The 24,003-nt window shown below is 71.9% G+C and carries 14 protein-coding genes and 1 tRNA gene; 12 read left to right on the forward strand and 3 right to left on the reverse strand.

The genetic code is table 11. The features are described from left to right. Positions 1 to 37: 37 nt before the first annotated feature. Together ACIREO_RS08100 and ACIREO_RS08105 are read right to left on the reverse strand one after the other, a co-directional pair. A complete protein-coding gene (locus ACIREO_RS08100) occupies positions 38 to 769 on the reverse strand; it encodes a FadR/GntR family transcriptional regulator (protein WP_404106518.1) in 732 nt (243 codons plus the stop codon). Positions 770 to 851: 82 nt separating this feature from the next. Beyond that, positions 852 to 1,127, reverse strand: a complete 276-nt coding sequence (locus tag ACIREO_RS08105) for a DUF3040 domain-containing protein (protein ID WP_404106520.1) — start codon at positions 1,125 to 1,127, stop codon at positions 852 to 854. Positions 1,128 to 1,338: 211 nt separating this feature from the next. Here ACIREO_RS08105 and ACIREO_RS08110 point away from each other — a divergent pair, with 211 nt between their 5' ends. From ACIREO_RS08110 to ACIREO_RS08165, 12 genes are all read left to right on the forward strand, one after another. Further along, complete coding sequence (locus tag ACIREO_RS08110) at positions 1,339 to 2,292, forward strand: HAMP domain-containing sensor histidine kinase (protein WP_404106522.1); 954 nt, start codon at positions 1,339 to 1,341, stop codon at positions 2,290 to 2,292. Positions 2,293 to 2,294: 2 nt separating this feature from the next. After that, positions 2,295 to 2,966, forward strand: a complete 672-nt coding sequence (locus ACIREO_RS08115; protein ID WP_404106524.1) for a response regulator — start codon at positions 2,295 to 2,297, stop codon at positions 2,964 to 2,966. Between the two features lie 72 nt (positions 2,967 to 3,038). Further along, positions 3,039 to 3,938 (forward strand): DUF2510 domain-containing protein, encoded by a 900-nt coding sequence (locus ACIREO_RS08120; RefSeq protein ID WP_404106525.1) that lies wholly within the window; start codon positions 3,039 to 3,041, stop codon positions 3,936 to 3,938. A gap of 284 nt (positions 3,939 to 4,222) precedes the next feature. Continuing rightward, positions 4,223 to 5,239: an alpha/beta hydrolase family protein gene (locus ACIREO_RS08125; protein ID WP_404106527.1), complete on the forward strand. Its 1,017-nt coding sequence runs from the start codon at positions 4,223 to 4,225 to the stop codon at positions 5,237 to 5,239. 172 nt (positions 5,240 to 5,411) lie between these two features. Continuing rightward, a complete protein-coding gene (gene recA, locus ACIREO_RS08130) occupies positions 5,412 to 6,488 on the forward strand; it encodes a recombinase RecA (protein WP_404106528.1) in 1,077 nt (358 codons plus the stop codon). Positions 6,489 to 7,539: 1,051 nt separating this feature from the next. Continuing rightward, positions 7,540 to 8,445: a sterol desaturase family protein gene (locus tag ACIREO_RS08135; protein WP_404106530.1), complete on the forward strand. Its 906-nt coding sequence runs from the start codon at positions 7,540 to 7,542 to the stop codon at positions 8,443 to 8,445. A gap of 178 nt (positions 8,446 to 8,623) precedes the next feature. After that, on the forward strand, positions 8,624 to 17,950 hold the full coding sequence (locus tag ACIREO_RS08140) for an amino acid adenylation domain-containing protein (RefSeq protein ID WP_404106532.1): 9,327 nt from the start codon (positions 8,624 to 8,626) through the stop codon (positions 17,948 to 17,950). Beyond that, positions 17,937 to 19,622, forward strand: coding sequence for a phytoene desaturase family protein (locus ACIREO_RS08145; RefSeq protein ID WP_404106533.1), 1,686 nt, complete (start codon positions 17,937 to 17,939; stop codon positions 19,620 to 19,622). Before ACIREO_RS08140 ends, ACIREO_RS08145 begins: the two co-directional genes overlap by 14 nt. An 11-nt stretch (positions 19,623 to 19,633) precedes the next feature. Beyond that, positions 19,634 to 21,277, forward strand: coding sequence for a phytoene desaturase family protein (locus tag ACIREO_RS08150; RefSeq protein ID WP_404106773.1), 1,644 nt, complete (start codon positions 19,634 to 19,636; stop codon positions 21,275 to 21,277). After that, positions 21,274 to 22,329, forward strand: a complete 1,056-nt coding sequence (locus ACIREO_RS08155; protein WP_404106535.1) for an MDR family NADP-dependent oxidoreductase — start codon at positions 21,274 to 21,276, stop codon at positions 22,327 to 22,329. Before ACIREO_RS08150 ends, ACIREO_RS08155 begins: the two co-directional genes overlap by 4 nt. Further along, positions 22,326 to 23,420 carry a Rieske 2Fe-2S domain-containing protein gene (locus ACIREO_RS08160; protein ID WP_404106536.1) on the forward strand — a complete coding sequence of 365 codons (1,095 nt, stop codon included), beginning with the start codon at positions 22,326 to 22,328 and terminating at the stop codon, positions 23,418 to 23,420. The genes ACIREO_RS08155 and ACIREO_RS08160 overlap by 4 nt, the downstream gene beginning before the upstream one ends. 108 nt (positions 23,421 to 23,528) lie before the next feature. Further along, complete coding sequence (locus ACIREO_RS08165) at positions 23,529 to 23,852, forward strand: hypothetical protein (RefSeq protein ID WP_404106538.1); 324 nt, start codon at positions 23,529 to 23,531, stop codon at positions 23,850 to 23,852. Here ACIREO_RS08165 and ACIREO_RS08170 read toward each other — a convergent pair. Continuing rightward, a tRNA-Pro gene (locus tag ACIREO_RS08170) sits at positions 23,818 to 23,891 on the reverse strand. The two genes, ACIREO_RS08165 and ACIREO_RS08170, sit on opposite strands and share 35 nt — an antisense overlap. Positions 23,892 to 24,003 lie beyond the last annotated feature (112 nt).

The following is a 24,003-nucleotide window of genomic DNA, read 5'->3' on the forward strand; positions in this document are numbered from 1 at the left end:
CCGTCCCCGCTCCCGTTCCGCAGCCGTCGCCCCGGCCCTACGGAGTGCCGTTCTCGTCGACCAGCGTTCCGTGGAGGTCCCGGATGTGTTCCTCGACCAGATCGGCCGCCTCGCCGCCCCTGCCCTCACGCACGAGCCGCAGCAGCTGCGTGTGCTGTGCGTTGAGGGCCCCCGCCGCCGCCGGCCAGTCGGCGGTCTCCTCCAGCGCCCGGAGGATCAGGGGGCGGACGGATTCGCGCACCGCCGAAGTGAGCGTGGAGGTGAGCGCGTTGCCCGAACTTCCGGCGATCAGCACATGGAAACGGGTGTCGAGGTCGTTGAAATCGGCCACGCCGACATCCGGCTCCCCCATCCTCCGGACGAGCTCCCCGGCCTCGTCCAGATCCTCGGCCCGGGCATGCCGGGAGGCGGCCTCCCAGCTCGACCGCTCGAGCACGACGCGCGCCTCCAGCACATCGTGCAGGCTGTAACTGCCGAGTGCGAAGTGCAGCCGCAGAAGCCGGCCGAGCGCGTCGTCCGGGTTGCGCACGATGCGCGCCCCGGAGTCCGGGCCCCGGCCGGGCTGGGCGACCAGGACGCCGATGGTCTCCAGCACCCTGAGCGCCTCACGCAGCGCGGACCGGCTGACGCCGAGCACGGGTGCGAGCTCCCGCTCGGGCGGCAGGCGGTCGCCCGCCTTGAGCTCTCCCGCGAAGACCCGCTGCTCGATGCTCTGGAGCACCAGCTCATGGGTGCGGGACTGTCGTACGGGCTGCCACTCGACGGGCATCCGCTACTCCCTGTTCCGGGCGATACACATGACCCGACTATGTCACACAGCACGTGTGGTCGGACCAAAGCCCGGAGACGGCTCAGCGGGGACGCGGTACGCCGCCCCGTGGCCCCCTGCGCTGGGGGTCGAGGAGCTGTCCGGCCATCCCGGCCACCACCAGGCCGGCGGCGATGAGCAGACCGTGACCGATGACGATGCCGGCGACCAGGCCGACGACGCCCACGGTGAGCCACAGCCATGTCCGGCCGGGGCGGACCTCGCGCCGGGCGTCCCGTACCGGGGTGCCGGCGTGTTCGGGGTCGTCACTGCGGAGCCGGTCCTCGATGCCGCGCAGCCGCTCGTCGTGATGGGTCATGGTGACTCCCTCCCGGATCGGACCCGTCGGGTCCGACTCCATCGTCGGTGCCGGCGGACGCCTCGGGACATAGGGGCTGACACCCATCTTCGAGGGGGCTCACCATGCAGACGCGGCCACGGAGCGGGGACGCCGACGCGCAACACCACCGACCGGCGATAGTGGAGACAGTCACCCGCCCGTGTACCCGTCCGAAGGAGGCCGTGCGGTCTTGTCCCTGTTCTGGCGCATCTTCCTGCTCAACGCCGCGGTGCTGGTCGCCGCCGGGGCCCTGCTGCTGCTCGGCCCGATCACCGTGTCCGCCCCGGTGGTACTGACCGAGGCCCTCATTCTGGCCGGCGGAATGGCCCTGATGCTCGGCGCGAACGCGCTGCTCCTGCGCCTGGGGCTCGCTCCGCTGCAACGGGTCACCAGGGCCATGACGACCATCGACCTGCTGAGCCCGCGGCCGCGCCCCGAGGTCGCCGGCGAGGGGGAGGTCGCGGCCCTGATCGAGACCTTCAACAGCATGCTCGACCGGCTGGAGGCGGAGCGCGCGACGAGCAGCGCCCGGGCCCTCTGGGCCCAGGAGGCCGAACGCCGCCGTGTCGCGCAGGAGTTGCACGACGAGGTGGGCCAGACGCTGACCGCGGTCCTGCTGGAGCTGAAGCGGGTCACCGGTCACGCGCCGGATCCCCTGCGCGAGGAGCTGGCCCACGTCCAGGAGATCACCCGGGGCAGCCTCGACGAGATCCGACGGATCGCGCGACGGCTGCGTCCCGGGGTCCTGGAGGAGCTGGGGCTGGTCAGCGCCCTGACGGCACTGACCACCGAGACGCCCACACCAGGAGGCATGACGATCCGACGGCGGATGGAGAAGAACCTGCCGCCGCTCGGCGAGGAGGCGGAGCTCGTGGTCTACCGCATCGCCCAGGAGGCGGTCACGAACACCGTCCGGCACGCGCGGGCCACCCTGCTCGAACTCTCTCTGCGCCGCAGCCCCGACGGGGTGGAGCTGCGTATCCGTGACGACGGCCGCGGCCTCGGGGGCGCCCCGGAGGGCGCGGGCCTGCGTGGCATGCGCGAACGCGCCCTGCTCATCGGCGCCACACTCACTCTCGGCACCGGTGCGGCGGGTGGCACGGACGTACGCCTCGACGTGCCCGTACGGAACGGAAGTGCCTGACCATGCCCCACTCCCCCGCCGGATCCGGGAAGACCCGCATCCTCCTCGCCGACGACCACGCCCTGGTCCGCCGCGGCGTGCGGCTGATCCTCGACGGCGAACCGGACCTGCAGGTCGTCGCCGAGGCGGGTGACGGCGCCGAGGCCATCGAGATGGCGCGCGCGGAGCGGCCCGACCTGGCCGTCCTCGATATCGCGATGCCACGCCTGACGGGCCTTCAGGCGGCCCGTGAGCTGTCCCGGGCCATGCCGGAGCTGCGCATCCTGATGCTCACCATGTACGACAACGAGCAGTACTTCTTCGAGGCGTTGAAGGCCGGCGCCTCGGGATTCGTGCTGAAGTCCGTCGCCGACCGGGATCTCGTCGAGGCGTGCCGTGCGGCCATGCGCGACGAGCCGTTCCTCTATCCGGGCGCGGTCACCGCTCTCATCCGGAACTACCTGGACCGGGTCAAGGACGGCGGCGACATCCCGGACCGGGCGATCACCGAGCGGGAGGAGGAGATCCTCAAGCTGGTCGCCGAGGGCCACTCCTCGAAGGAGATCGCGGGCATGCTCGTGATCAGCATCAAGACCGTCGAGCGGCACCGGGCCAACCTGCTGCAGAAGCTGGGGCTCCGCGACCGCCTGGAACTCACCCGGTACGCGATCCGGGCCGGGCTGATCGAGCCGTAGGGGCCTGGGACGTGACTACGGCCACGCTGTGCGTTTCATAGGATTCTCACCCAGTGCCCCTACGGTGCTCTCGTGACCCAGACGACCCCGCCCGGCTGGCATCCAGACCCCGGGCACTCAGGAATCGGCCCCCTTCAGGAACGCTGGTGGGACGGGAGCCACTGGACCGACCAGCTCCGGATACCCCCCGCGACGGTCCGGCGCCGTCGCATACGCATAGGCGCGGGCATAGCCGCCGGTGTCGTCGTCCTCGCGGCCGTCGGCGGCGGCGGGTACCTGCTGGGCGACAGCCCCGACGGCAGCGCCGACACCTCGTCCGCCGCGCCCGCCCCCTCGGGGAGCCCGCGCCTGCCGGGTGCCCCCGACGGCGGCGGGCAGGACGGTGGCGGGGGCCAGCAGAGCCCCGACCAGCAGATGCCGCAGACCGAGGAGGGTTACGCCACCGACGCGGCCAGCGGCATCAGCATCCCCGTGCCCGACGGCTGGACCGGCCAGTCCGGTTCGATCGGCGCCGGAGTGACGACCGGCGAGTACACCTGCCCCGGCGACGAGTCCCAGAAGTGTGTGCGCGGCGGGGTGTCCTCCGCACCGGCGCAGGCCCTGGAGATCGAGGCGACCACGGCGAAGGCCGCGGCGGAGGCCGACATCAAGGCCAACGCCGAGGAGTCGTACGGCGAGAAGGCCTCCGGCGGCATCACCTCGCACGAGGAGCTCAAGTCCGAGGAGGTCACGATCGCCGGGCAGAAGGGCTATCTGGTTCGCTGGAAGGTGGTGACGAAGAAGGGCGACGACGGTTACGTCGAGTCGCTCGCGTTCCCCTCACCCAACATCAAGAGCATGCTGGTGATGGTCCGTTCGGGCTTCGACATCAACACCGACGCACCGAAGCTGTCGGTCCTGGACGACATCACCAAGGGCATCAAGAAGGCGGAAGGGGCCGGTTCGGGCTCCGGCTCGGGCGAGACCGCCTGAGTGATCCGATCGCGACCGGGGGCTGTACCGGACACTTCCGGTACAGCCCCCGGTCGCGTGCCGCAGTGTCCTCCACGCGTACGCCACGGCCGCGAACAGTACGGCGCCGCCGCGAAAACGGAACAACGATCCATTTGCGCTTGCCAGGCAGAACGGCGCTCCGTATTGTAAATGGAGCAACGTTCCGTTTCGGTGTCGTCCGAAGCGGCCCCACTCGCGCTCCCAAGCACAGCCGATCCAGGGGAGCGCGAACGAGTCCCGGGAAACCCCGAGGAAGGCGCGTCATGAAGGCATCAACCTCCATCTCCGGCACCGCAGGCCTGTCAACCCCCGTGCTGTCGTACAGCCCCGTCGCACTGTCCGTGCCAGGACGCCCGACAGATCTCCACATCCGCGTCTCCGCACCCGCCACCGGAGCCGACCTGCCGGTCGTCCTCCTCTCCCACGGCCACGGCAACGCGAACAACCTCTCCTCGCTCGACGGCTACGCGCCGGTCGCCAACATCTGGGCATCCCGCGGATTCGTGGTCATCCAGCCGAGCCACCTCAGCTCCAGGACCCTCAGCCACCTGGTCCCCGAGACCCCCGAAGGGCCGCTCTTCTGGCGCTCCCGCGCCGAGGACATGATCCACATCCTGGACCGGCTCGACGAGATCGAGAACGCCGTGCCGCAGCTCGCCGGGCGCATGAACCACGACGACATCGCGGTGGCCGGCCACTCCCTCGGCGGCTTCACCGCGGAGCTCCTCCTCGGCGCCCGAGTCACCGACCCCGCCACGGGAGAAGAGGTGAACCACCTGGAGCCACGGATCAAGCAGGGCGTCCTGTTCGCAGCCATCGGGAGGGGCGGCGACACCCTCGACGGACACATGGCCGAGAGGGCACCGGTCTTCCGCACCATCGACCTGTCCACCATGACCACCCCGGCACTCATCGTCGCCGGCGACAAGGACGACTCCCAGCACTGGACGACCATGGGACCGGACTGGCACGCAGACCCTTACCACCTCGCCCCCGGCCCCAAGGCGCTGCTCACCGTCTTCGACGGCGAGCACCTCCTCGGCGGAATCCACGGCTACGACGGCTCCGAGACCACCGACGAGAACCCCGGGCGGGTCGCCGCGGTCGCCGAACTCACCGCGGCCTATCTGCTCACCTGTTTTCACCGGGACGACAACGCCTGGCGGAGCGCGCGGGACGCACTGGCCACCGGCCCAGAGGCTTACGGGCACGTCGAGTCCAAGGAGGACCAGGGACCGGCCCCCACCGCCTCGACGGATCACTCGGGCGTCAACGGCTGACGCCGCGGTCCGGCGCGCACGCCGTCCCGCTTCCCTCGGTTTGGTACCTTTCACTGGACACGAAATTCGATCGGATGTTCGTTTTTGGGATCTCCGACACGTCCGTTGTCGGCAGTAGACGCTCACGTTCTCCGACGTGTGGCGTGCCACTCAATCGGACCGGGTGAAACTCATGGCAGGAACCGATCACGAAAAGGCGCTGGACACCGCGCTCGCACAGATCGAGCGGAAGTTCGGCAAGGGCGCGGTCATGCGCCTCGGCGAGCGGCCCAACGAGCCCATCGAGGTGATCCATACCGGGTCGACCGCGCTGGACGTGGCGCTCGGTGTGGGCGGTCTGCCGCGCGGCCGCGTGGTGGAGGTGTACGGACCGGAGTCCTCCGGCAAGACGACGCTGACACTGCACGCCGTGGCGAACGCACAGAAGGCGGGCGGCGCGGTGGCGTTCATCGACGCCGAGCACGCTCTGGACCCGGAGTACGCCAAAAAGCTCGGCGTCGACACCGACAACCTCATCCTGTCCCAGCCGGACAACGGCGAGCAGGCGCTGGAGATCGTCGACATCCTGATCCGTTCCGGAGCGATCGACCTGATCGTCATCGACTCCGTCGCGGCCCTGGTGCCACGTGCCGAGATCGAGGGCGAGATGGGCGACTCCCACATGGGTCTGCAGGCCCGCCTGATGAGCCAGGCGCTGCGGAAGATCACCAGCGCGCTCAGCCAGACGAGGACGACGGCGATCTTCATCAACCAGCTGCGCGAGAAGATCGGCGTGATGTTCGGCTCGCCGGAGACCACGACCGGTGGCCGGGCGCTGAAGTTCTACGCCTCCGTGCGTCTGGACATCCGGCGTATCGAGACGCTGAAGGACGGGACCGACGCGGTCGGCAACCGTACCCGCGTCAAGGTCGTCAAGAACAAGGTGGCGCCGCCGTTCAAGCAGGCGGAGTTCGACATCCTCTACGGCCAGGGGATCAGCCGTGAGGGCGGTCTGATCGACATGGGCGTGGAACACGGCTTCGTCCGCAAGGCCGGCGCCTGGTACACGTACGAGGGCGACCAGCTCGGCCAGGGCAAGGAGAACTCCCGCAAATTCCTCAAGGACAACCCCGATCGCGCCGACGAGATCGAGAGGAAGATCCTCGACAAGCTCGGAATCGGAGTATCGGCGAAGGCCGCGGCCGCCGAGGACACGGGCACCGTCCCGGTCCCGGATACCGCCCAAGCCCCGGCGGGAAGCCCCGCCTGACGGACACGGGCGCGGCCCGGCCGGAGGCCAGGCTTTCCGACGCGTCCAGCGTCGCGGAGCGCTCCACGGCCTTGATCCTGCCCCCCCAGAACGGCCAAGGGCCGGTTTCGGATCTCTCCGAAACCGGCCCTGAGCTACGACTGTCTCCAGTCGGGACGACAGGATTTGAACCTGCGACCCCTTGACCCCCAGGAGTGAGGGTCAAGGACATTTTCTGGACATAGCAGACTCAATCCGGGCACAAGTTGTGCATGGAAGCATGCATCGTGCACCACCGCGCGTACCGTGTGGTCCCCAACTGGTCCCCAGGATCACCGTCCTGGCGGTGAGGATCGCTCTGGCATCTCTGGTCACTGCAGGGTGGAGAGGGCAGATTGACCGGCGGACTGTCAGCGCCCGCGCATAGCCTGCCGACATGTCCTCGACTCGCGATGAGCTTAGTCATGCTCGGTTCCCTCATTACACCTGAGGTTCCCCTTGGGTCGACCCGGGACATCCTCATCACCTGCCACGTCTCGGCGACAGGCAAGGGCAAGCTCCACGGAAGCCCCGAGTGCCGCACGCGGCGGTCAGCCGCCTCCGTGAACCAGATCGACGTCCCCTTCGGCGAAGCCGTGGCGCGGCTTTGCCCGAGCTGTCGGTGGCCTCTGCCCACAAACATTCTCTCCTTGCGGGCTCCTGTGCGGTCCGGCCGCCCGAGTTGTACGGCTCGCGTTCCGCCCGTGGCCCCACACGCGCTCCCACGGGGCGATGGTTTCGGGCATATCCGCCGGGCCCGGGACCCCGCAGTAAGCGCTCTCTACGTGGGTGGCGACCGGCATGGCCGACGCCGCCCACGCGAGTGCGGAATCGTTACTTCCGGTCACCGGCACCCCGTGCCCTCCACCCCGCCCCACGGGCACCGAACAATGAAAAGAACTTCTTCTTATAAATTACCCTCGTGCGCCCCCCTTACCGCGCTGGCCAAAAAACGCCCTTCACTCATTCACGGCCCCTCACGTCCGCTGCTACTCTGCGAACTCCCTATTCGGATGTGATGGAGATTCTCCGCATGGAAGATCGACCCGATACGGGGTCGCTGCCGGCGAATGCGTGGACCACCGGCGCGTCCGCCCGCGAGTGTCTCCGCTATGCCGCGTACCCGATTCTGCTCCTGTCCGCAGTCTGGCTCTTCACCTCGGTTCTGCGCTTCGACTGGGACCGGGGCCGGGCCGTCCAGCTCTTCCTGATCGGCACCATCGTCTATCTCGCGGCGCTGGAGCGGCTGATTCCGCACCGGACCGACTGGCACCCGAGCGGCCGGGAACTGTGCTGGTACGCAGCCTATTTCGGGTTCACCATGGCCGGCGCTGTGCTCGGCCAGTCGGTCGTCGCGGCCGTTCTGGCCGCGACCCCCGTCACGGGACCGGGGCTCGCGCTCGGGGCCGAGGTGCCCCTCGCGCTGCTGGCCTCCTCACTGACCGGCTACCTCGCCCACCGCTGGGCGCATTCCAATCGATGGCTGTGGAAGGTACACGGAATTCATCACGTCCCGGGAAAAGTGAACGTCGCCAATAACGGCGTCAACCACCTACTGGATGTCGCCTTCAAACAGGGCACGGTCCAATTGACACTGGGATTTCTCGGATTCTCAGCCGACTGCCTTTTCGCGGTGGCGCTCTTCACCCTTGTCCAAGGCTATTTCGTGCACGCGAACGTGGACGTCCGACTCGGTCCGCTCCACCACGTCCTGGCCAGCCCCGAGCAACACCGGCTGCACCACAGCGCCGACCTGGCCGAGGCCGGTCACTTCGGCGTGGACCTCTCGGTCTGGGACCGCCTCTTCGGCAGTTTCACCTGGCGACCGGACCGCCGCCCGGCGATCGTCGGTGTCAAGGACCCCGCCACGTTCCCGGAGACCGGCTCGATCGTCGCCAGCCTGCTCCACCCCGTGCGCCGCCCGCCCCACACCGCGTAGTCCCCCGTACCGCGCACACCCGCTCCGTACCGCGACCTCCCCGCCCCGTACCGCGCACACCCGCTCCGTACCGCGACCTCCCCGCCCCGTACCGCGCAGTCCCGCGCCGTACCGGCGTCGTGCCCCCATACGCCCCCGCCCGGCCCGTACCGAGGCGTCGTCTCCACCGGATTGGACCATGACGGACTCACCCAGCGCCGCCCACCGCGACAAGGTCGCCATCATCGGCATCGGCTGCCGGCTCCCCGGACACGCGGGTGACCACCGGTCCTTCTGGCGCAACCTGATCGAAGGCCGGGACTGTCTCGTCCCCACCCCGGCGGACCGGTACGACACCACGACCCTCGGCAGCCGCGACCGGGCCAAGCCGGGCCGGCTGACCGGCGGCCGGGGCGGCTACATCGACGGCTTCGACGAGTTCGACCCCCACTTCTTCGGGATCAGCCCGCGCGAGGCCGAGCACATGGACCCGCAGCAGCGCAAGCTCCTGGAGGTGTCCTGGGAGGCGCTGGAGGACGGCGGGCAGCGGCCCGCCGAACTGGCCGGGCGGGACGTCGGCGTCTTCATCGGCGCCTTCACCCTGGACTACAAGATCCTGCAGTTCGCCGACCTCGGCTTCGAGACGCTGTCCGCGCACACCGCGACCGGCACGATGATGACGATGGTCTCGAACCGCATCTCGCACTGCCTCGACTTCCGCGGCCCCAGCATCTCGATCGACACGGCGTGCAGCTCCTCCCTGGTCGCGGTCCACCTGGCCTGCCAGAGCCTGCAGCGCGGCGAGAGTGAACTCGCCCTGGCCGGAGGCACCCTGCTGCACCTCGCGCCGCAGTACACCATCGCCGAGACCAAGGGCGGCTTCCTCTCCCCCGACGGACGCTCCCGCGCCTTCGACGCCTCCGCCGACGGCTACGTACGGGCCGAGGGCGTCGGCGTCGTGGCGCTCAAGCGCCTCTCGGACGCGCTGCGCGACGGCGACCCGGTGCACGCCGTGGTGATCGGCAGCGGGGTGAACCAGGACGGACGCACCAACGGCATCACCGTGCCCAGCGCCGACGCCCAGGCCACGCTCATCGAGCGGGTCTGCGCCGAGGCGGGAGTGACACCGGGCAGCCTTCAGTACGTCGAGGCGCACGGCACCTCCACCCCCGTCGGCGACCCGATCGAAGCGCGGGCGCTGGGCCGGGTACTGGCGCAGGGCCGGGCGCCCGGGGCGCGGTGCTACGTCGGCTCGGTCAAGACCAACATCGGGCACACGGAGGCCGCCGCCGGCGTCGCGGGCCTGATCAAGACGGCGCTGGCCCTCCGGCACCGCCGCATCCCACCGCACCTGAACCTCGAACAGCCCAACCCCGCCATCGACTTCGCCGCGCTGCCCTTCGAGATCCCGACCGCACCGGTCGACTGGCCGGAGCACGAGGGACCCGCGCGGGCAGGCGTCAACTCCTTCGGCTTCGGCGGCACCAACGCCCACGTCCTGCTGGAGGAGGCGCCGCCCCGCCCGCCGGAGGAGCCGCGCGCGACGGCCCGGACGCCCGCCCGCTCGGTCCTCCCGCTGAGTGCCCGGCACGCGTCGGGCCCGGCCGAACTGGCCGCGGGCGTCCGCCGCGAACTTGCCGCCGGAGTGCCCCTCGCGGACCTCGGGCACACCCTGGCCCACCGCCGCCAGCACTTCGAGGAGCGCCTCGCCGTGGTCCACTCCCCCCTCGGCCCGCCCGGCTCCCTCGACGAGGTACTGGCCGCCTGCGAGCGCGGGGAGCAGCACCCCCGGGCCGTGCGGGGCCGCCTCCGGGAGCCCGGGGCGCGGCGGCTGGTGTGGGTGTTCACCGGCATGGGGCCGCAGTGGTGGGGCATGGGGCGCGAGCTCCTGGACGCCGAGCCCGTGTTCCGGGAGGCGGTCGAGCGCTGCGATCGGGAGGTCCGGCGCCAGGCGGGCTGGTCGCTGCTCGACGAGCTGACCCGGCCCGAGGCGGAGTCCCGGATGGCCGAGACCTGGCTCGCCCAGCCCGCCAACTTCGCCGTCCAGGTGGGGCTCGCGGCGCTGTGGGAACACCACGGGGTGCGGCCGGACGCCGTCGTCGGGCACAGCACCGGCGAGATCGCGGCCTTCCACCAGGCCGGGGTGTACGGCCTGGAGGACGCCGTCCGGATCGCGCTGGCGCGCAGCGCCCTCCAGCACCGGCTCGCGGGCACCGGCGTGATGCTGGCGGCGAACCTGTCCGAGGAGGAGGCCGAGCGGCTGGTCCGCCCGTACCGGGACCACGTGTCGGTCGCCGCCGTGAACAGCCCGGCGTCGGTGACGCTGTCCGGGGACCGGGACACCCTCGGGGAGCTCGCCGGGCGGCTGGAGCGGGAGCAGGTCTTCGCCCGGTTCCTCGACGTCGAAGTGCCGTACCACAGCGTGCGGATGGACCCGATCGAGGCCGAGCTGCACGAGGCGCTGGCCGGGATCGCGCCGCGCGCCGGCGGTCTCCCGCTGTATCTGACCGCCCGCGAGGGGCGTGCGCGGGGGCCGGAGCTGGACGCCGCGTACTGGTGGGAGAACGTCCGGCGGCCCGTCCGGTTCCGTGCCGCGGTCGACCGGCTGGTCGACGACGGGTACACGCTGTTCCTGGAGATCGGTCCGCACCCGGTGCTCGGCCACTCGATCCGGGAGTGCCTGAAGGGCCGGGCCGTCGAGGGGGTGACGCTGCCGTCGATCCGGCGCCGGGAGGACGAGCCCGAGCGGTTCGCCCGCTCCCTCGCGGAGCTGTACACGCTGGGCGTCGACGTGGACTGGTCGGTGCTCCAGCCCGTGGGGCGGCCGGTGCCGCTGCCGGGCTATCCGTGGCAGCGGGAGCGGTACTGGGTGGAGCCCGCGCCGGTGGAGCAGATCCGGCTCGGCCGGCTGGACCACCCGCTGCTCGGCCGGCGCACCTCCGCGCTGCAGCCGACCTGGGAGAGCCGCCTGGACACCGAGCGGCTGCCGTACCTGGCCGACCACCGGATCGAGGACAGCACGGTCTTCCCGGCCGCCGGGTACCTGGAGATGGCCGCGCAGGCGGTCCGGACGCTGACCGGCGGCGACACGGCGACCCTGGCCGACGTCGAGTTCTCCCGGGCCCTGTTCCTGCCCGACGGCGAGGCGACGACCGTCCAGCTGGCCTTCGCGCCGGAGGAGGCCGGGTTCACCATCGCCTCCCTCGCCGGTTCCGGGACCGGGGCTCCGGACCGTACGGTCCACGCGAGCGGGGTCGTCCGCACCGGGCAGCCACGCCGGCTCGCGGAACCGCTGGAAACGGACGCGGTACGGGCGCGGGCGGGGCGTCGGCTCGACCGGGAGGCGTGCTACGGCGAACTGGCAGCGCTCGGCTACCACTACGGCCCGGCGTTCCGGGCGATCGACGAGGTGTGGACTGCGCCCGGCGAGGCGCTGTCGCTGATCCGGCCCACACCGGGCATGGGCGACGGGGCCGCGGACTGCCATGTGCACCCCGTGCTCCTGGACGCCTGCTTCCAGACCATGCTCACCGCGATGACGCCGGACGACGGCCGGTCCGCCGGGATCCGGCTGCCCGTCGGCATCGCGGAGCTGCGGCTGGACGCGGTCGGCGACCGGGCCCTGTGGGCGCACGCGACGGTGACCGCGGAGAGCGACGAGGAACTGGTCGGCGACCTCGCCCTGTACGCCGAGGACGGGACGCCGCTCGGCCGGATCAGCGGCTTCCGCGCGGCGGCGGTGGACCGGGTGGCCTCCTCGGTGAAGCTCGGCACCATCGACGGCTGGCTGGCCGAGGTGGTCTGGGAGGAGACGCCCACCGAGGCGCCGGAGGACGGCGGGACCGCCGAGGGGACCGGGGACGGTCCCGACGGCTCCCCCGCGCTCGACCTGGTGGTCTTCGCCGACGAGGGCGGGCTCGGCGCGCGAATGGCCGAGGCGGTCGTGGCGCGCGGCGGGCGGTGCCGGCTGGTCCGCCCGGGCAGCCGATACCGAAGCGGGGCCCGGCACATGACCGTGCGACCCGAATCGGAGGCCGATCTGCGCAGGCTGTTCGACGAACTCGGGCCGGGGTTCGGAGCCGTGGTGCATATGTGGAACCTCGATCTGCCCCCGCTGGACACGGTCGGCGCGGCGGACCTCGACGGGATCGGCACGGTCGGCGGCTACTCGCTCGTCCTGCTCGCCCAGGTGCTGCCCGAGGCGTGCCCGGAGGGGCGCCTGCACATCGTCACCCGGGGCGCCCAGGCGGTGGTGCCGGGCAAGCCGGTGGAGCCGTTCGGCGCGCCCGCCTGGGGCATCGGCCGGGTGCTGTGGCAGCAGGAGCTCACCGGTCACAGCGGCAAACTGATCGATCTCGACCCGGCCGGGGGTCCCGGCGAGGCCGAGGTGCTGCTGCGCGCGCTCACGGCGGACGACGGCGAGGGCGAGATCGCGCTGCGGTCCGGGCGGCGGCACCTCAGCCGGCTGCGTCCGCCCGCGGGGCTGACCCGTCCGCTGCCGCTGCGGCTGCGCGCGGATGGCGCCTATCTGGTCACGGGCGCGTTCGGGGCGCTGGGGCGGCTGCTCTGCCGCACCCTGGTACGGCGCGGGGCCCGGCGCCTGGTCCTGCTCGGCCGCACCGGCGTGCCGGAGCGCGGCGCGTGGCGGGAGCTCGATCCGGGCGGCCCCGAGGGGCGGCGGGTCACGTTCCTGCGCGAGCTCGAAGCGCTCGGCGCAGAGGTGCTGGTCGCCGCGGTAGACGTGACCGACGCGGCGGCCATGGAGGGCTGGCTGGCCGGGCGTCGGGCCGCCGGTCTGCCGCCGGTGCGGGGCGTGTTCCACCTCGCGGGACAGGTGCGGGACGTCCTGCTGCCGTCGTTGGACCGCGAAGCGTTCGACGCGGGCTACGGGCCGAAGGTGCACGGCGGGTACCTGCTGCACCGGCTGCTGCGCGACGAGCCGGTCGAGCACTTCGTACTGTTCGCGTCGGTCGCCTCGCTGCTGACCACGGCCGGTCAGGTCAACTACGCGGCCGGGAACGCGTTCCTGGACGCGCTCGCCCATCACCGCCGGGCGCTCGGTCTGCCCGCGCTCAGCCTGGACTGGGGGCCGTGGGCCACCGGCATGATCGAGGAGCTCGGGCTGGTCGCCCACTACCGGGACGCGCGCGGGATGAGCTCGCTGGCGCCGGAGGCGGGCATGGCGGTCCTGGAGCGGGTGATCGGGCAGGACCGGGCCCAGTTGCTGGTGGCCGCGGTGGTGGACTGGCCGGTGTTCCTGTCCTGGTATCCCACCCCGCCGCCGCTGGTGTCGGCGCTCGCCGCCGCGGCGGCGCGGGAGGTCCCGGCGGGGCAGGGCGGCAGTCTGCTCGACGCGTTCCGCGCCGCCGACGAGGCGGCGCGTACGGCGTTGGTGGCCGAGCGGTTCGCGGCCCTCGCGGCGGGTGTGCTGCGGGTGCGGCCGGAGCTGGTCGACGCGGACGCCCGGCTCGGCTCGCTCGGTCTGGACTCGCTGCTCGCCATGGAGCTGCGGGCCCGGACCCACACCGAGCTGGGGGTCTCGCTGCCGGTGGTGGCGCTGCTCAGCAATGGGCCGGTGAGCGAGCTGACCGAGCGGCTGCACGCGGGGCTGACCGAGCTCGCGGCGGCCGGGGGTCCGGTGGCGGAGACGGCGGTGGAGTTGTTCACCGACGAGGCGTGCTACCCACTCACCCACAACCAGCAGGCCCTGTGGTTTCTCCGGCAGCTCAACCCGGACGGCTTCGCGTACAACATCGGCGGCGCGGTGGAGGTGCGCGCGGAGCTCGACCCGGAGCTGCTGTTCGATGCCTTCCGGACGCTGATCGCCCGGCATCCGAGCCTGCGCGTCAACATCACCACCGAGGACGGGCGTCCGGTCCAGCGGGTGCGGCCCGAGGCCATCGCCGACACCGGTCTTCTCGATGTGTCCGGGCTGCCCTGGGACGAGGTCCGCGCCCGGCTGGTAGCGGAGTACCGCAGGCCGTACGACCTGGAGCGGGATCCTCTGGTGCGGCTGCGGCTGTTCCGACGGGCCCCGGACCGCTGGGTGCTGATGAAGGCGGTCCACCACATCGTCTCGGACGCGATCTCCACCTTCACCTTCATCGAGGAGCTGTTCGAGGTCTACCACGGGCTGCGCACCGGCCGGCCGGCGGAGCTGGCCCCGGTCCGGGCCCGCTACCTGGACTTCCTCAACCGGCGGAACCGCTTCCTGGCCGGGCCCGAGGCGCGGCGGATGCTGGAGTACTGGCGGGAGCACCTGCCGCGGGAGGTCCCGGCGCTCGAACTGCCCACCGACCGGCCGCGCCCGCCGGTGCAGACCGACAACGGCGCCTCCGAGTTCTTCCAGCTCGACGACGAGCTCAGCGCCCGGGTGCAGACGCTGGCCCGGGAGCACAACGTCACCCTGTTCACGGTGCTGCTCACCGCGTACTACCTGCTGCTGCACCGCTGGTCGGGGCAGGACGAGATCGTGGTCGGCAGCCCCGTCACAGGGCGCACCGAGGAGGAGTTCGCCTCCGTCTACGGCTACTTCGTCAATCCGCTGCCGCTGCACGTGAGCCTGGCCGGGGAGCCGTCGGTGGCCGAGCTGCTGGGCCGGGTGCGGGACACGGTCCTCGGGGGCCTCGACAATCAGGAGTACCCGTTCGTGCTGCTCGTGGAGCAGTTGGGCCTCCAGCACGACCCGAGCCGCTCGGCGGTCTTCCAGGCGATGTTCATCCTGCTCACCCACAAGGTGGCCGTGGAGCGCTTCGGGTACACACTGGAGTACATCGAACTCCCCGAGGAAGAGGGGCAGTTCGATGTCACGCTGTCCGCGTACGAGGACCGGTCCGACGGGCGCTTCCACTGCGTGCTGAAGTACAACACCGACCTGTTCGACGCGGCGACGGCGCGTCGGATGGCCGCGCACTACCGGAACCTCCTCGACGGCCTGACCCGCGCGGAGGGCGAGCGCCCGGCGGGACGGCTGCCGATGCTGGGGGCCGGGGAACGGGAGCGGATCGTCACCGGGTTCGGCGGCGTCGGCCGACGGATCGACCACGACGTGCCGGTGCACGAGCTGATCGGGAAGATCGCCGCGCAGTTCCCGGAGGCGGTCGCGGTGTCCGTGCCGGGCGGGCGGCGGCTCGGCTACCGGGAGCTTGACCAGCGCTCGCGGCGCGTGGCGGCCTCGCTGCGCGAACGCGGCGTCGGCGCCGGGACGGTGGTGGCGGTGCGTCTTGCGAAGTCGCCGGAGCTGGTGATCGCGCTGCTCGCGGTGTGGCGGGCCGGGGGCGCGTATCTGCCGCTGGACCGGGACCACCCGGCGGAGCGGCTGGCCGAGCTGATGGAGAACGCCGGGGCCACGCTGGTTCTGACCGACGGGCGGCGGGGCCAGGCGGACCGGCTGCCGGGACGGCCGGTCACCCTCGACGAGCTGGACCGGCCGGGGACCGAGGAGCGGCCGGAGCCGGCCGTGGGCCTCGACCAGACGGCATACGTGATCCACACCTCGGGTTCCACCGGCCGCCCCAAGGCGGTGCGGGTCAGCCACCGCAACCTGGCCTCGGTGTTCGTCGCCTGGCAGCAGGAGTACCGGCTGGACACCGACGTCCGGGTGCACCTGCAGATGGCGGGCGTCTCCTTCGACGTGTTCACCGGGGACCTGGTCCGGGCGCTGTGTTCGGGCGGGACGCTGGTCCTCGTCGACCGGGACCTCCTCTTCGACACCGCGCGGCTCTACCGGACCATGCGCGCGGAGGGCGTGGACTGCGGCGAGTTCGTGCCGTCGGTGGCGCGCGGGCTGCTGGCACACTGCGAGCGGGAGGGGCTGGGCCTGGAGTTCATGCGCCTGGTGATCGTCGGCTCGGACGCCTGGCGGGCGGGCGAGCACCGGAGGCTCGTCGCGCTGTGCGGGCCGGGGACCCGGGTGGTCAACTCGTACGGGCTGACCGAGGCCACCATCGACAGCGCCTACTACGAGGGGCCGGCGGAGGGGCTGGAGCCGGGCCGGATGGTGCCGGTCGGCCGGCCGCTGCCCAACAGCGAGCTGTACGTCCTCGACCGGCACGGCGAGCCGGTGCCGCCGGGGGTGGCCGGTGAGCTGTGGATCGGCGGCGCCGGCGTCGCCGACCGCTACCTGGGCGATCCGGAGCGGACGGCCGAGCGGTTCGTGACCCTCGAACCGGGCGGCGAACCCGTACGGCTGTACCGGACGGGGGACCTCGGGCACTGGGACGCGGAGGGGGTGCTGCACCTCCTCGGGCGGGCCGACGGGCAGGTGAAGGTGCGCGGCCACCGGGTGGAGACCGGGGAGATCGAGGCGCGGCTGGCCGCCCGGCCCGAGCTGGCGCAGGTGTGCGTGACGGTACGGCGGGACGAGACGGGCGAGAACGTGCTGTGCGCCTACTGCGTGCCCGCGCCGGGCGCGGTGGCCGACGCCCGGGGACTGCGCCGCCACCTCGCGGAGCAGCTGCCGACGTATCTGATCCCGGCGCACTTCACGGAGCTGTCCGCGCTGCCGCTGACCGCGAACGGCAAGGTCGATCTCGGCGCGCTGCCGGAGCCGCGCGCGGAGGCGGGACCGGAGAGGTACGAACCGCCGGTGACGCTGTACGAGACGCGGATGGCGGCGCACTGGCGGTCGCTGCTCGGGCTGGAGCGGCCGGGGCTGCGGGACGACTTCTTCGAGGCGGGCGGCAGTTCGATCAAGCTGATCGAGCTGATCCACCACCTGCGGACCGAGTTCAACGCGTCCGTGCCGGTCGGGCGGCTGTTCCAGACCAGCACCCTGCACGGCATGGCCCGCACCCTGGAGGACGTCGTCACCGGGCGGCTGCCCGGCGCCGAGCCGTACCTGTGGTTCAACCCGGGCGCGGACCCGGCGGCGACGGTGTTCTGCCTGCCGCCCGCGGGCGGGCACGGGCTGGTGTACCGGCAGCTCGCGGCGCGGCTGCCCGAGCACCGCTTCGCCGCGTTCAACTACCTGCCGGGTCCGGGCAAGGCGGCCCGGTACGCGGATCTGGCCGAGGAGCTGCACCCGGGCGGGCCGTACACGCTGTTCGGTTACTCCCTCGGCGGCAACCTCGCGTTCGAGATCGCCGGGGAGCTGGAGCGGCGGGGCCGCGCGGTGGACCTCGTGCTGATCATGGACTCGTACCGGATCGCCGAGGCCGTCGCCCTCGGCGAGGAGCACCTGGCCGAGTTCGAGGCGGAGCTCGCGGAGCACCTGCGGCGGCACACCGGTTCCGAGATCGTCGCCCGGGAGACCGTGGAGCAGGCCCGCGAGTACCTGGCGCACTGCGGTGCTCACCCGTCGCTCGGTGTGCTCGGCGCGCCGATCGCGGTGATCTCCGACCAGGACAAGCTGCTCCGCTTCGCGGCGGACGAGCCCGGCGGCTGGCACGGGGTCACCGCCGCCGGGTGCACCGTACGCGAGGGGCACGGGCGGCACGCCGAGATGCTCGACGGCTCGTTCCTCGACGGGAACGCGGAGCTGGTCCGGGCGCTGCTGGCAGGAGGTGCCGCAGATGGGCGTGCGTGACGGCGGGCCCCGTTGGGAGGCCCGGCCTCCCGGCGGGCGGCCCCGGGTGATCATCATCGGCGCGGGCATGTCGGGTCTGGCCGCCGGCTGCTACGCGCAGATGAGTGGGCTGGAGAGCCGGATCTTCGAGAAGCACGTGCTGCCAGGGGGCTGCTGCACCGCCTGGGCTCGGCAGGGCTACCTCTTCGACTACTGCATCGACTGGCTGATCGGCACGGCACCCGGGACCGGGGCGAACGACGTGTGGCGCGAGCTCGGGGCGCTGGACGGGAAGCGGATCACCCATTTCGACCAGTTCAACCGGGTGGTGACGGAGGACGGCCGGTCCGTCACGTTCTACAACGACCCGGACCGGCTCCAGAAGCACCTGCTGGAGCTCTCGCCCGGCGACGAGCGCCTGATCCGGGCGTTCTGCCGGGACCTCAGGCGCTTCGCGGGGCTCGCCCCGCACTGGGAGCTGAAGCCGCCGCCGCTGAAGTCCCTGACGGAGAAGGCGCGAACGCTGCTCGCGATCCTGCCGGCGTTCCGGCTGTACTGGCGCACCGCGGCCACGCCGATGCGCCGGTTCGCGGACCGCTTCGAGGACCCGCTGCTGCGCCAGGCGTTCCCGAACATGTTCCTCCAGGAGCTGACCGGCTTCCCGCTGCTCCCCTTCCTCTTCACGATGTCCTGCGCCTTCAACGGCAACGCGGGCTTCCCGGAGGGCGGTTCGCTGGGTCTGGCCCGGTCGGTGGAGGAGCGGTACACGGGGCTCGGCGGGCACATCGGCTACCGCGCCCGGGTGGAGCGGATCCTCGTCGAGGACGGGCGGGCGGTCGGCGTACGGCTGCGGGACGGGCAGGAGCACTTCGCCGACCATGTGATCGCCGCCTGCGACGGGCCGACGGTGCTGGACCGGCTGCTGGAGGGGCGGTGGAGCAGCCCCCGCACCGAGCGGCTGTACACGGAGCTGCTGGACCGGCCGGACAACCTGTACCCGGCGGTGGTCTCCGCGTTCGTCGGGATCGACGGCCCGCTGCCCGCCGGTGAGCCACACAGCACCACGTACCTCCTCGGTCCGGAGCGGGGCGCGGCGCTGCCGGGGAGCCTCCAGCACAGTCTGGTGGTGCAGCGGCGGTCCGACTACGCCGACGGCTTCGCGCCGGCCGGGAAGTCGGTGCTGCACTGCACGTACTTCACCGACCACCGGTCCTGGCAGGATCTGCGGAAGGCGGACCGGCGGGCGTACCGGGAGCGCAAGCAGGAGGTCGTCGACTTCCTGCGGGGCTTCCTGGCCGAGCGTCATCCGGGCCTCGAGGAGCGGATCGAGCTGGTGGACGTGGCGACGCCGGCGACGACGGAGCGGTACACCGGCAACACCTACGGCAGCATCCTGGCCTGGAAGGCGTTCTCCGAGGCCGACGACGTGTCGACCGCGCTGGTGGACCGGGACCGGATGCGGCTGCCGGGGCTGAGCGGCTTCTCGATGGCCGGGCAGTGGACCGGGATGGGCGGCCTGATCCGGGCCGCGACCAGCGGCCGGTACGCGGTCCAGTTCCTCTGCGACGAGCTGGGCCGGGAGTTCCGGGCCTGGCCGAGCGAGGGTGCCGGGCCGTGGCATCCCGGGAAGCTGGACCGGCTGCCACGACTCGAACAGCGGGGCGACGCCGGGAAGGCGGCGGTGGCCGAATGACCAGAAGGACCATGCTGATCGTCGGCGGAGGGCTCGGCGGGCTCTCCACCGGCTGCTACGCCCAGATGAACGGCTATCGCAGCAGGGTGCTGGAGATGCACGAGATCCCGGGCGGCTCCTGCACGGCCTGGGACCGGGGCGACTTCACACTCGACTGCTGTGTGAGCTGGCTGCTCGGCAGCGGGCCGGGCAACGAGATGCACCAGATCTGGCTGGAGCTCGGCGCGCTCCAGGGCAAGCGGATGCGCAACTTCGACGTGTTCAACACGGTGCGCGGCCGGGACGGGCGGGCGGTCCACTTCTACTCCGATCCGGACCGCCTCGAAGCGCACCTGCTCGCCCTCTCCCCCGGCGACGCCCGGGTGATCCGCGACTTCTGCGCCGGGCTGCGGACCTTCCGCAAGGCACTGGCCCGCTACCCGTTCCTCACCCCGGTCGGGCTCATGGGCCGCCTGGAGCGCTGGCGGATGCTGGCGTCCTTGGTCCCCTACTTCAACGTGATCCGGCGCTCCATCGGCACGCTGATGCGGGACTACTCGCAGCGCTTCCGGGACCCGCTGCTGCGCGAGGCGTTCAACTTCATCCTGTACGAGAAGCATCCCAACTTCCCCGTGCTGCCGTTCTACTTCCAGCTCGCGGCGCACGCCGACGCCTCGGCCGGTGTCCCCGAGGGCGGCTCGCTGGGCCTGGCCCGCTCGGTCGAGGAGCGCTACCGGGGGCTCGGCGGCGAGGTCATGTACAACGCCAGGGTCGTGGAGATCCTGGTGGAGAACGACCGGGCGGCCGGGGTCCGGCTGAGCGACGGCACGGAGCTGCGGGCGGACATCGTGGTCTCCGCCTGCGACGGGCGCACCACGCTCCTCGACCTGCTGAAGGGCCGCTACCTCACCGACACGTACCGGGAGCTGTACACCCGGACCATCACGGAACCCGACATGGTCTTCCCCGGCTACCTCACGGTCTTCCTGGGGCTGCGCCGGCCCTTCCCGGACGGCGAGCCCTGCACCACGTACCTCCTGGAGGAAGCGGTCGCGGAACGGCTCACCGGCATCCGGCACCCCAGCGTCAACGTGCAGTTCCGCAGCCGCCACTACCCGGAGCTGTCGCCGCCGGGCACCTCCGTGGTGTACGCCACGTACTTCTGCGACATCGCGCCGTGGCGGGAGCTGAGCACCGGTCCCGAGCAGTTCACCCGGATCCGCCGCGGCGAGGAGCTGCACACGCTGCCGGTCGGGCGCGGGCGCGACTACCAGCGGGCCAAGCGGCAGGTGCGGGACACGATCGTGGACTTCCTCGACGAGCGGCACCCCGGGCTGCGGGACGCGATCGTGGTGCGGGACGTGTCCACCCCGCTCACCCAGGTCCGCTACACCGGCAACTACGACGGCACGGTGCTCGGCTGGCAGCCGTTCGTGGACAGCGGCGAGACCGTGGAGCAGGAGGTCGAGCGACACGGTCCGGGACTGCCGGGGCTCGCGGACTTCTATCTGTCCGGCGTCTGGGCCACCACCGGCGGCCTGATCCGGGCCGCGGCCTCGGGACGGCACGTCATGCACTTCGTCTGCCGCGACGACGGGCGGCCGTTCACCGCCTCCGTCGACGACAGCGCCCCTCTCCCCGTACAACTCATCGAACCCGCAGGAGCGACCCCGTGAAGACCGAGAAGTGGATCGTCAGCGAGCACAACGACGGCGTGCCGGACGTGGACCGGATGTACGTGAAGGAGGTGGAGGAGCTCGACACCGACCTGGCCGAGGACGAGATGCTGCTGCGCACGCGGTACGTCTCCGTCGACCCGTACCTCCACGGGATCGCCCTGGACACCCCGGTGGGCGCCCACATGGGCGCCGACTCGATCATGGAGGTGCTGGCGGCCGGACCGCGGGCGATGTTCGGCGTCGGGGACCTCGTGCAGGGCTTCGGCGGCTGGCGCACCCACCTGGTCAGTAACGGCGCGGGGGCGCTGTGGCAGACCGGCACGTTCCCGATGGTCTTCCCCGCGTACCGGAAGCTGGACCCGGCCCACTACGACGAGGCGCTGCCGCTGAGCACCGCGCTCGGCATCCTCGGCGGCGCCGGGATGACCGCGTGGGGCGCCCTCACCACCTTCCTGGCCGTACGGCCAGGCGACACGGTCCTGATCAGCGGCGCGTCCGGCGCGATCGGCACGCTGGTCGGGCAGCTGGCGAAGCGGGCGGGCGCGCGGGTGGTGGGCACGACCGGTTCGCCGGAGAAGGCGGCGCGGCTGACGGCGCTCGGCTTCGACGCCGTCGTCGTCTTCCGGCACGGCGGGGACCCGGCGCAGCTCCGCGAGGACCTGGCGGAGGCGGCTCCTGGCGGCGTCGACCGGTACTTCGACAACCTCGGCGGGGTCATGACCGACACCGTCTTCACGATGCTCACCGTGGACAGCCGGGTCGCGGTGTGCTGGCAGTGGGCGAGCCAGGTTGGCGGCGAGTGGACCGGGCCCCGGCTGCTGCCGTACATCATGTTCCCGCGCACGACGATCCGCGGGATCTTCGCGCTGGAGTGGTTCACCGAGGACAACTGGGCGGCGCTGCACGCCGAGCTGGGGCCGCTGGTGCGCGCCGGCGCGATCCGCTACCAGCAGACCGTGCACCACGGCTTCGACTCCATTCCCGCCGCCTACCGCAGCCTGTACAGCGACCGCGCGGCGTCCTTCGGCAAGGTGCTGGTCGAGCTGTGAGGCGCGGCCACACCCGGGCGCTCACGGAGGGCCCGAGCCCGGCCGACGCGCACGAGCCGGTCCTGCCGTACCCCGACGGCTGGTTCTCGGTGGCGTTCTCCTCGGAGGTGGTGCGGGGGGCGCTGCTGACCCGGCCGCTCCAGGGCGAGGACGTGGTGCTCTACCGGCTCCGCGACGGCGAGGTGCGGGCGGTCCGCCCGTACTGCCCGCACCTGGGGGCGCACCTCGGGCTCGGCGCGCTGGAGGGCGACGAACTGCTGTGCCCCTTCCACCGCTTCGCCTTCGGCCCGGACGGCGCCTGCACGCGGACGGGGTACGGCACGCCCCCGCCGCCGTCCTCGGACCTGACCCTGCTGCCGGTGCGCGAGGTCGACGGCGCCGTCTTCGTGTGGCGGCACCACGACGGGCGGGCGCCGGACTGGGAGCTCACGCCCTGGCACACGCTCGGGACGTGGGCGCCGCGGTTGGCCGCGTGGGAGATGGCGGGGCACAGCCAGGACGTGGTCGAGAACACGGTGGACATCGGGCACTTCACGCCGCTGCACGGCTGGGGCGCGTCGGAGGTAGCCGAGCCGGCGGTCTTCGAGGGGCGGTCCTTCCGGATCTCGGTGCGCTCCGAGGAGCGGGTGCCGCTGCTGGGCGCGAGTCCGCTGGAGGTGACGCTGGAGGGCAACGGGATCAGCCGGGTGCACGTGTGCACGGCGCTCCCTCGGTTCGGGGTGCGCACCTGTGCCGTATACACGACCACGATGATCGCGCCCGCGGCTTTCCAGCTGCGCCAGACGAGCCGCTTCGAGGTGGCCGAGCCGGCCGCCCTCCCGGCCCCGCTGGCCCGCCGGGTGAGCGGCTCGGTACACCGGCTGCTGGCGGGTGTGATGTTCCGGGGCAACTGCGCTTTCGTGTCCCAGGACTTCCCGGTCTGGGCGACGAAGCGGTACGTGTCTCCGCCCCGGCTGGCCCGCGGCGACGGCCCGATCGGCCCGTTCCGCCTCTGGGCCCGGCAGTTCTACCCGCCGGACCGGCTGCGGGCGCGGGTGCCGTCGTCGGTGATGCGGGGAGCGGCGGGGGAATCGGAGAACAGGGTGACGTAGCCTGGCCGCTCCGAGAAGCCGGGGGCGGGGGCTTCGCCGGAACGACGGATCTGGACAGCGGAGGAAGCAGCCCGATTCCTCACCCACTGCCATCAGACCGACCCCGAGATGGCCGACCTCTTCGAGGTCCTCATCGGCACCGGCATGCGCAAGGGCGGGGCCCTCGGCCTGCACTGGGACGACGTCCACCTCGACAAGGGCGTGCTCTACATCCGCTGCACGCTCTCCGCCATCGACAACAACCCCTCCGCTCCCCCGCACCACCCGCCCCCAGCACCCAGGCGAACCAGCCCCGGCCCAGGCGTGCGACCACACTGCGACCAGCACGCTCCGGGACGCACGAAAAGCCGCCCTCTCACGGATGAGAGAACGGCCTCCGACCTGCGTTTCCGCATAGTCGGGACGACAGGATTTGAACCTGCGACCCCTTGACCCCCAGTCAAGTGCGCTACCAAGCTGCGCCACGTCCCGCTGCCCGTCTGACCTGGGGTTTCCCCTGGCTGAACGCGCATGAGAACAATACCGCACTTGCACCGGTGCTCACGAACCCGTTTCGTGCAGGCCCGGACCCAACAGAGGCGGG

The sequence above is a fragment of the Streptomyces sp. NPDC102441 genome, assembly GCF_044765585.1.
GTDB lineage: Bacteria > Actinomycetota > Actinomycetes > Streptomycetales > Streptomycetaceae > Streptomyces.

Bases quoted from the DNA above. Each gene is read 5' to 3' on its own strand.
- ACIREO_RS08165 (WP_404106538.1), top strand. From the start codon at position 23,529: ATGGCCGACCTCTTCGAGGTCCTCATCGGCACCGGCATGCGCAAGGGC.
- ACIREO_RS08105 (WP_404106520.1), bottom strand. From the start codon at position 1,127: ATGACCCATCACGACGAGCGGCTGCGCGGCATCGAGGACCGGCTCCGC.
- ACIREO_RS08145 (WP_404106533.1), top strand. From the start codon at position 17,937: ATGGGCGTGCGTGACGGCGGGCCCCGTTGGGAGGCCCGGCCTCCCGGC.
- ACIREO_RS08135 (WP_404106530.1), top strand. From the start codon at position 7,540: ATGGAAGATCGACCCGATACGGGGTCGCTGCCGGCGAATGCGTGGACC.
- ACIREO_RS08140 (WP_404106532.1), top strand. From the start codon at position 8,624: ATGACGGACTCACCCAGCGCCGCCCACCGCGACAAGGTCGCCATCATC.
- ACIREO_RS08150 (WP_404106773.1), top strand. From the start codon at position 19,634: ATGCTGATCGTCGGCGGAGGGCTCGGCGGGCTCTCCACCGGCTGCTAC.
- ACIREO_RS08100 (WP_404106518.1), bottom strand. From the start codon at position 769: ATGCCCGTCGAGTGGCAGCCCGTACGACAGTCCCGCACCCATGAGCTG.
- ACIREO_RS08125 (WP_404106527.1), top strand. From the start codon at position 4,223: ATGAAGGCATCAACCTCCATCTCCGGCACCGCAGGCCTGTCAACCCCC.
- recA (WP_404106528.1), top strand. From the start codon at position 5,412: ATGGCAGGAACCGATCACGAAAAGGCGCTGGACACCGCGCTCGCACAG.
- ACIREO_RS08115 (WP_404106524.1), top strand. From the start codon at position 2,295: ATGCCCCACTCCCCCGCCGGATCCGGGAAGACCCGCATCCTCCTCGCC.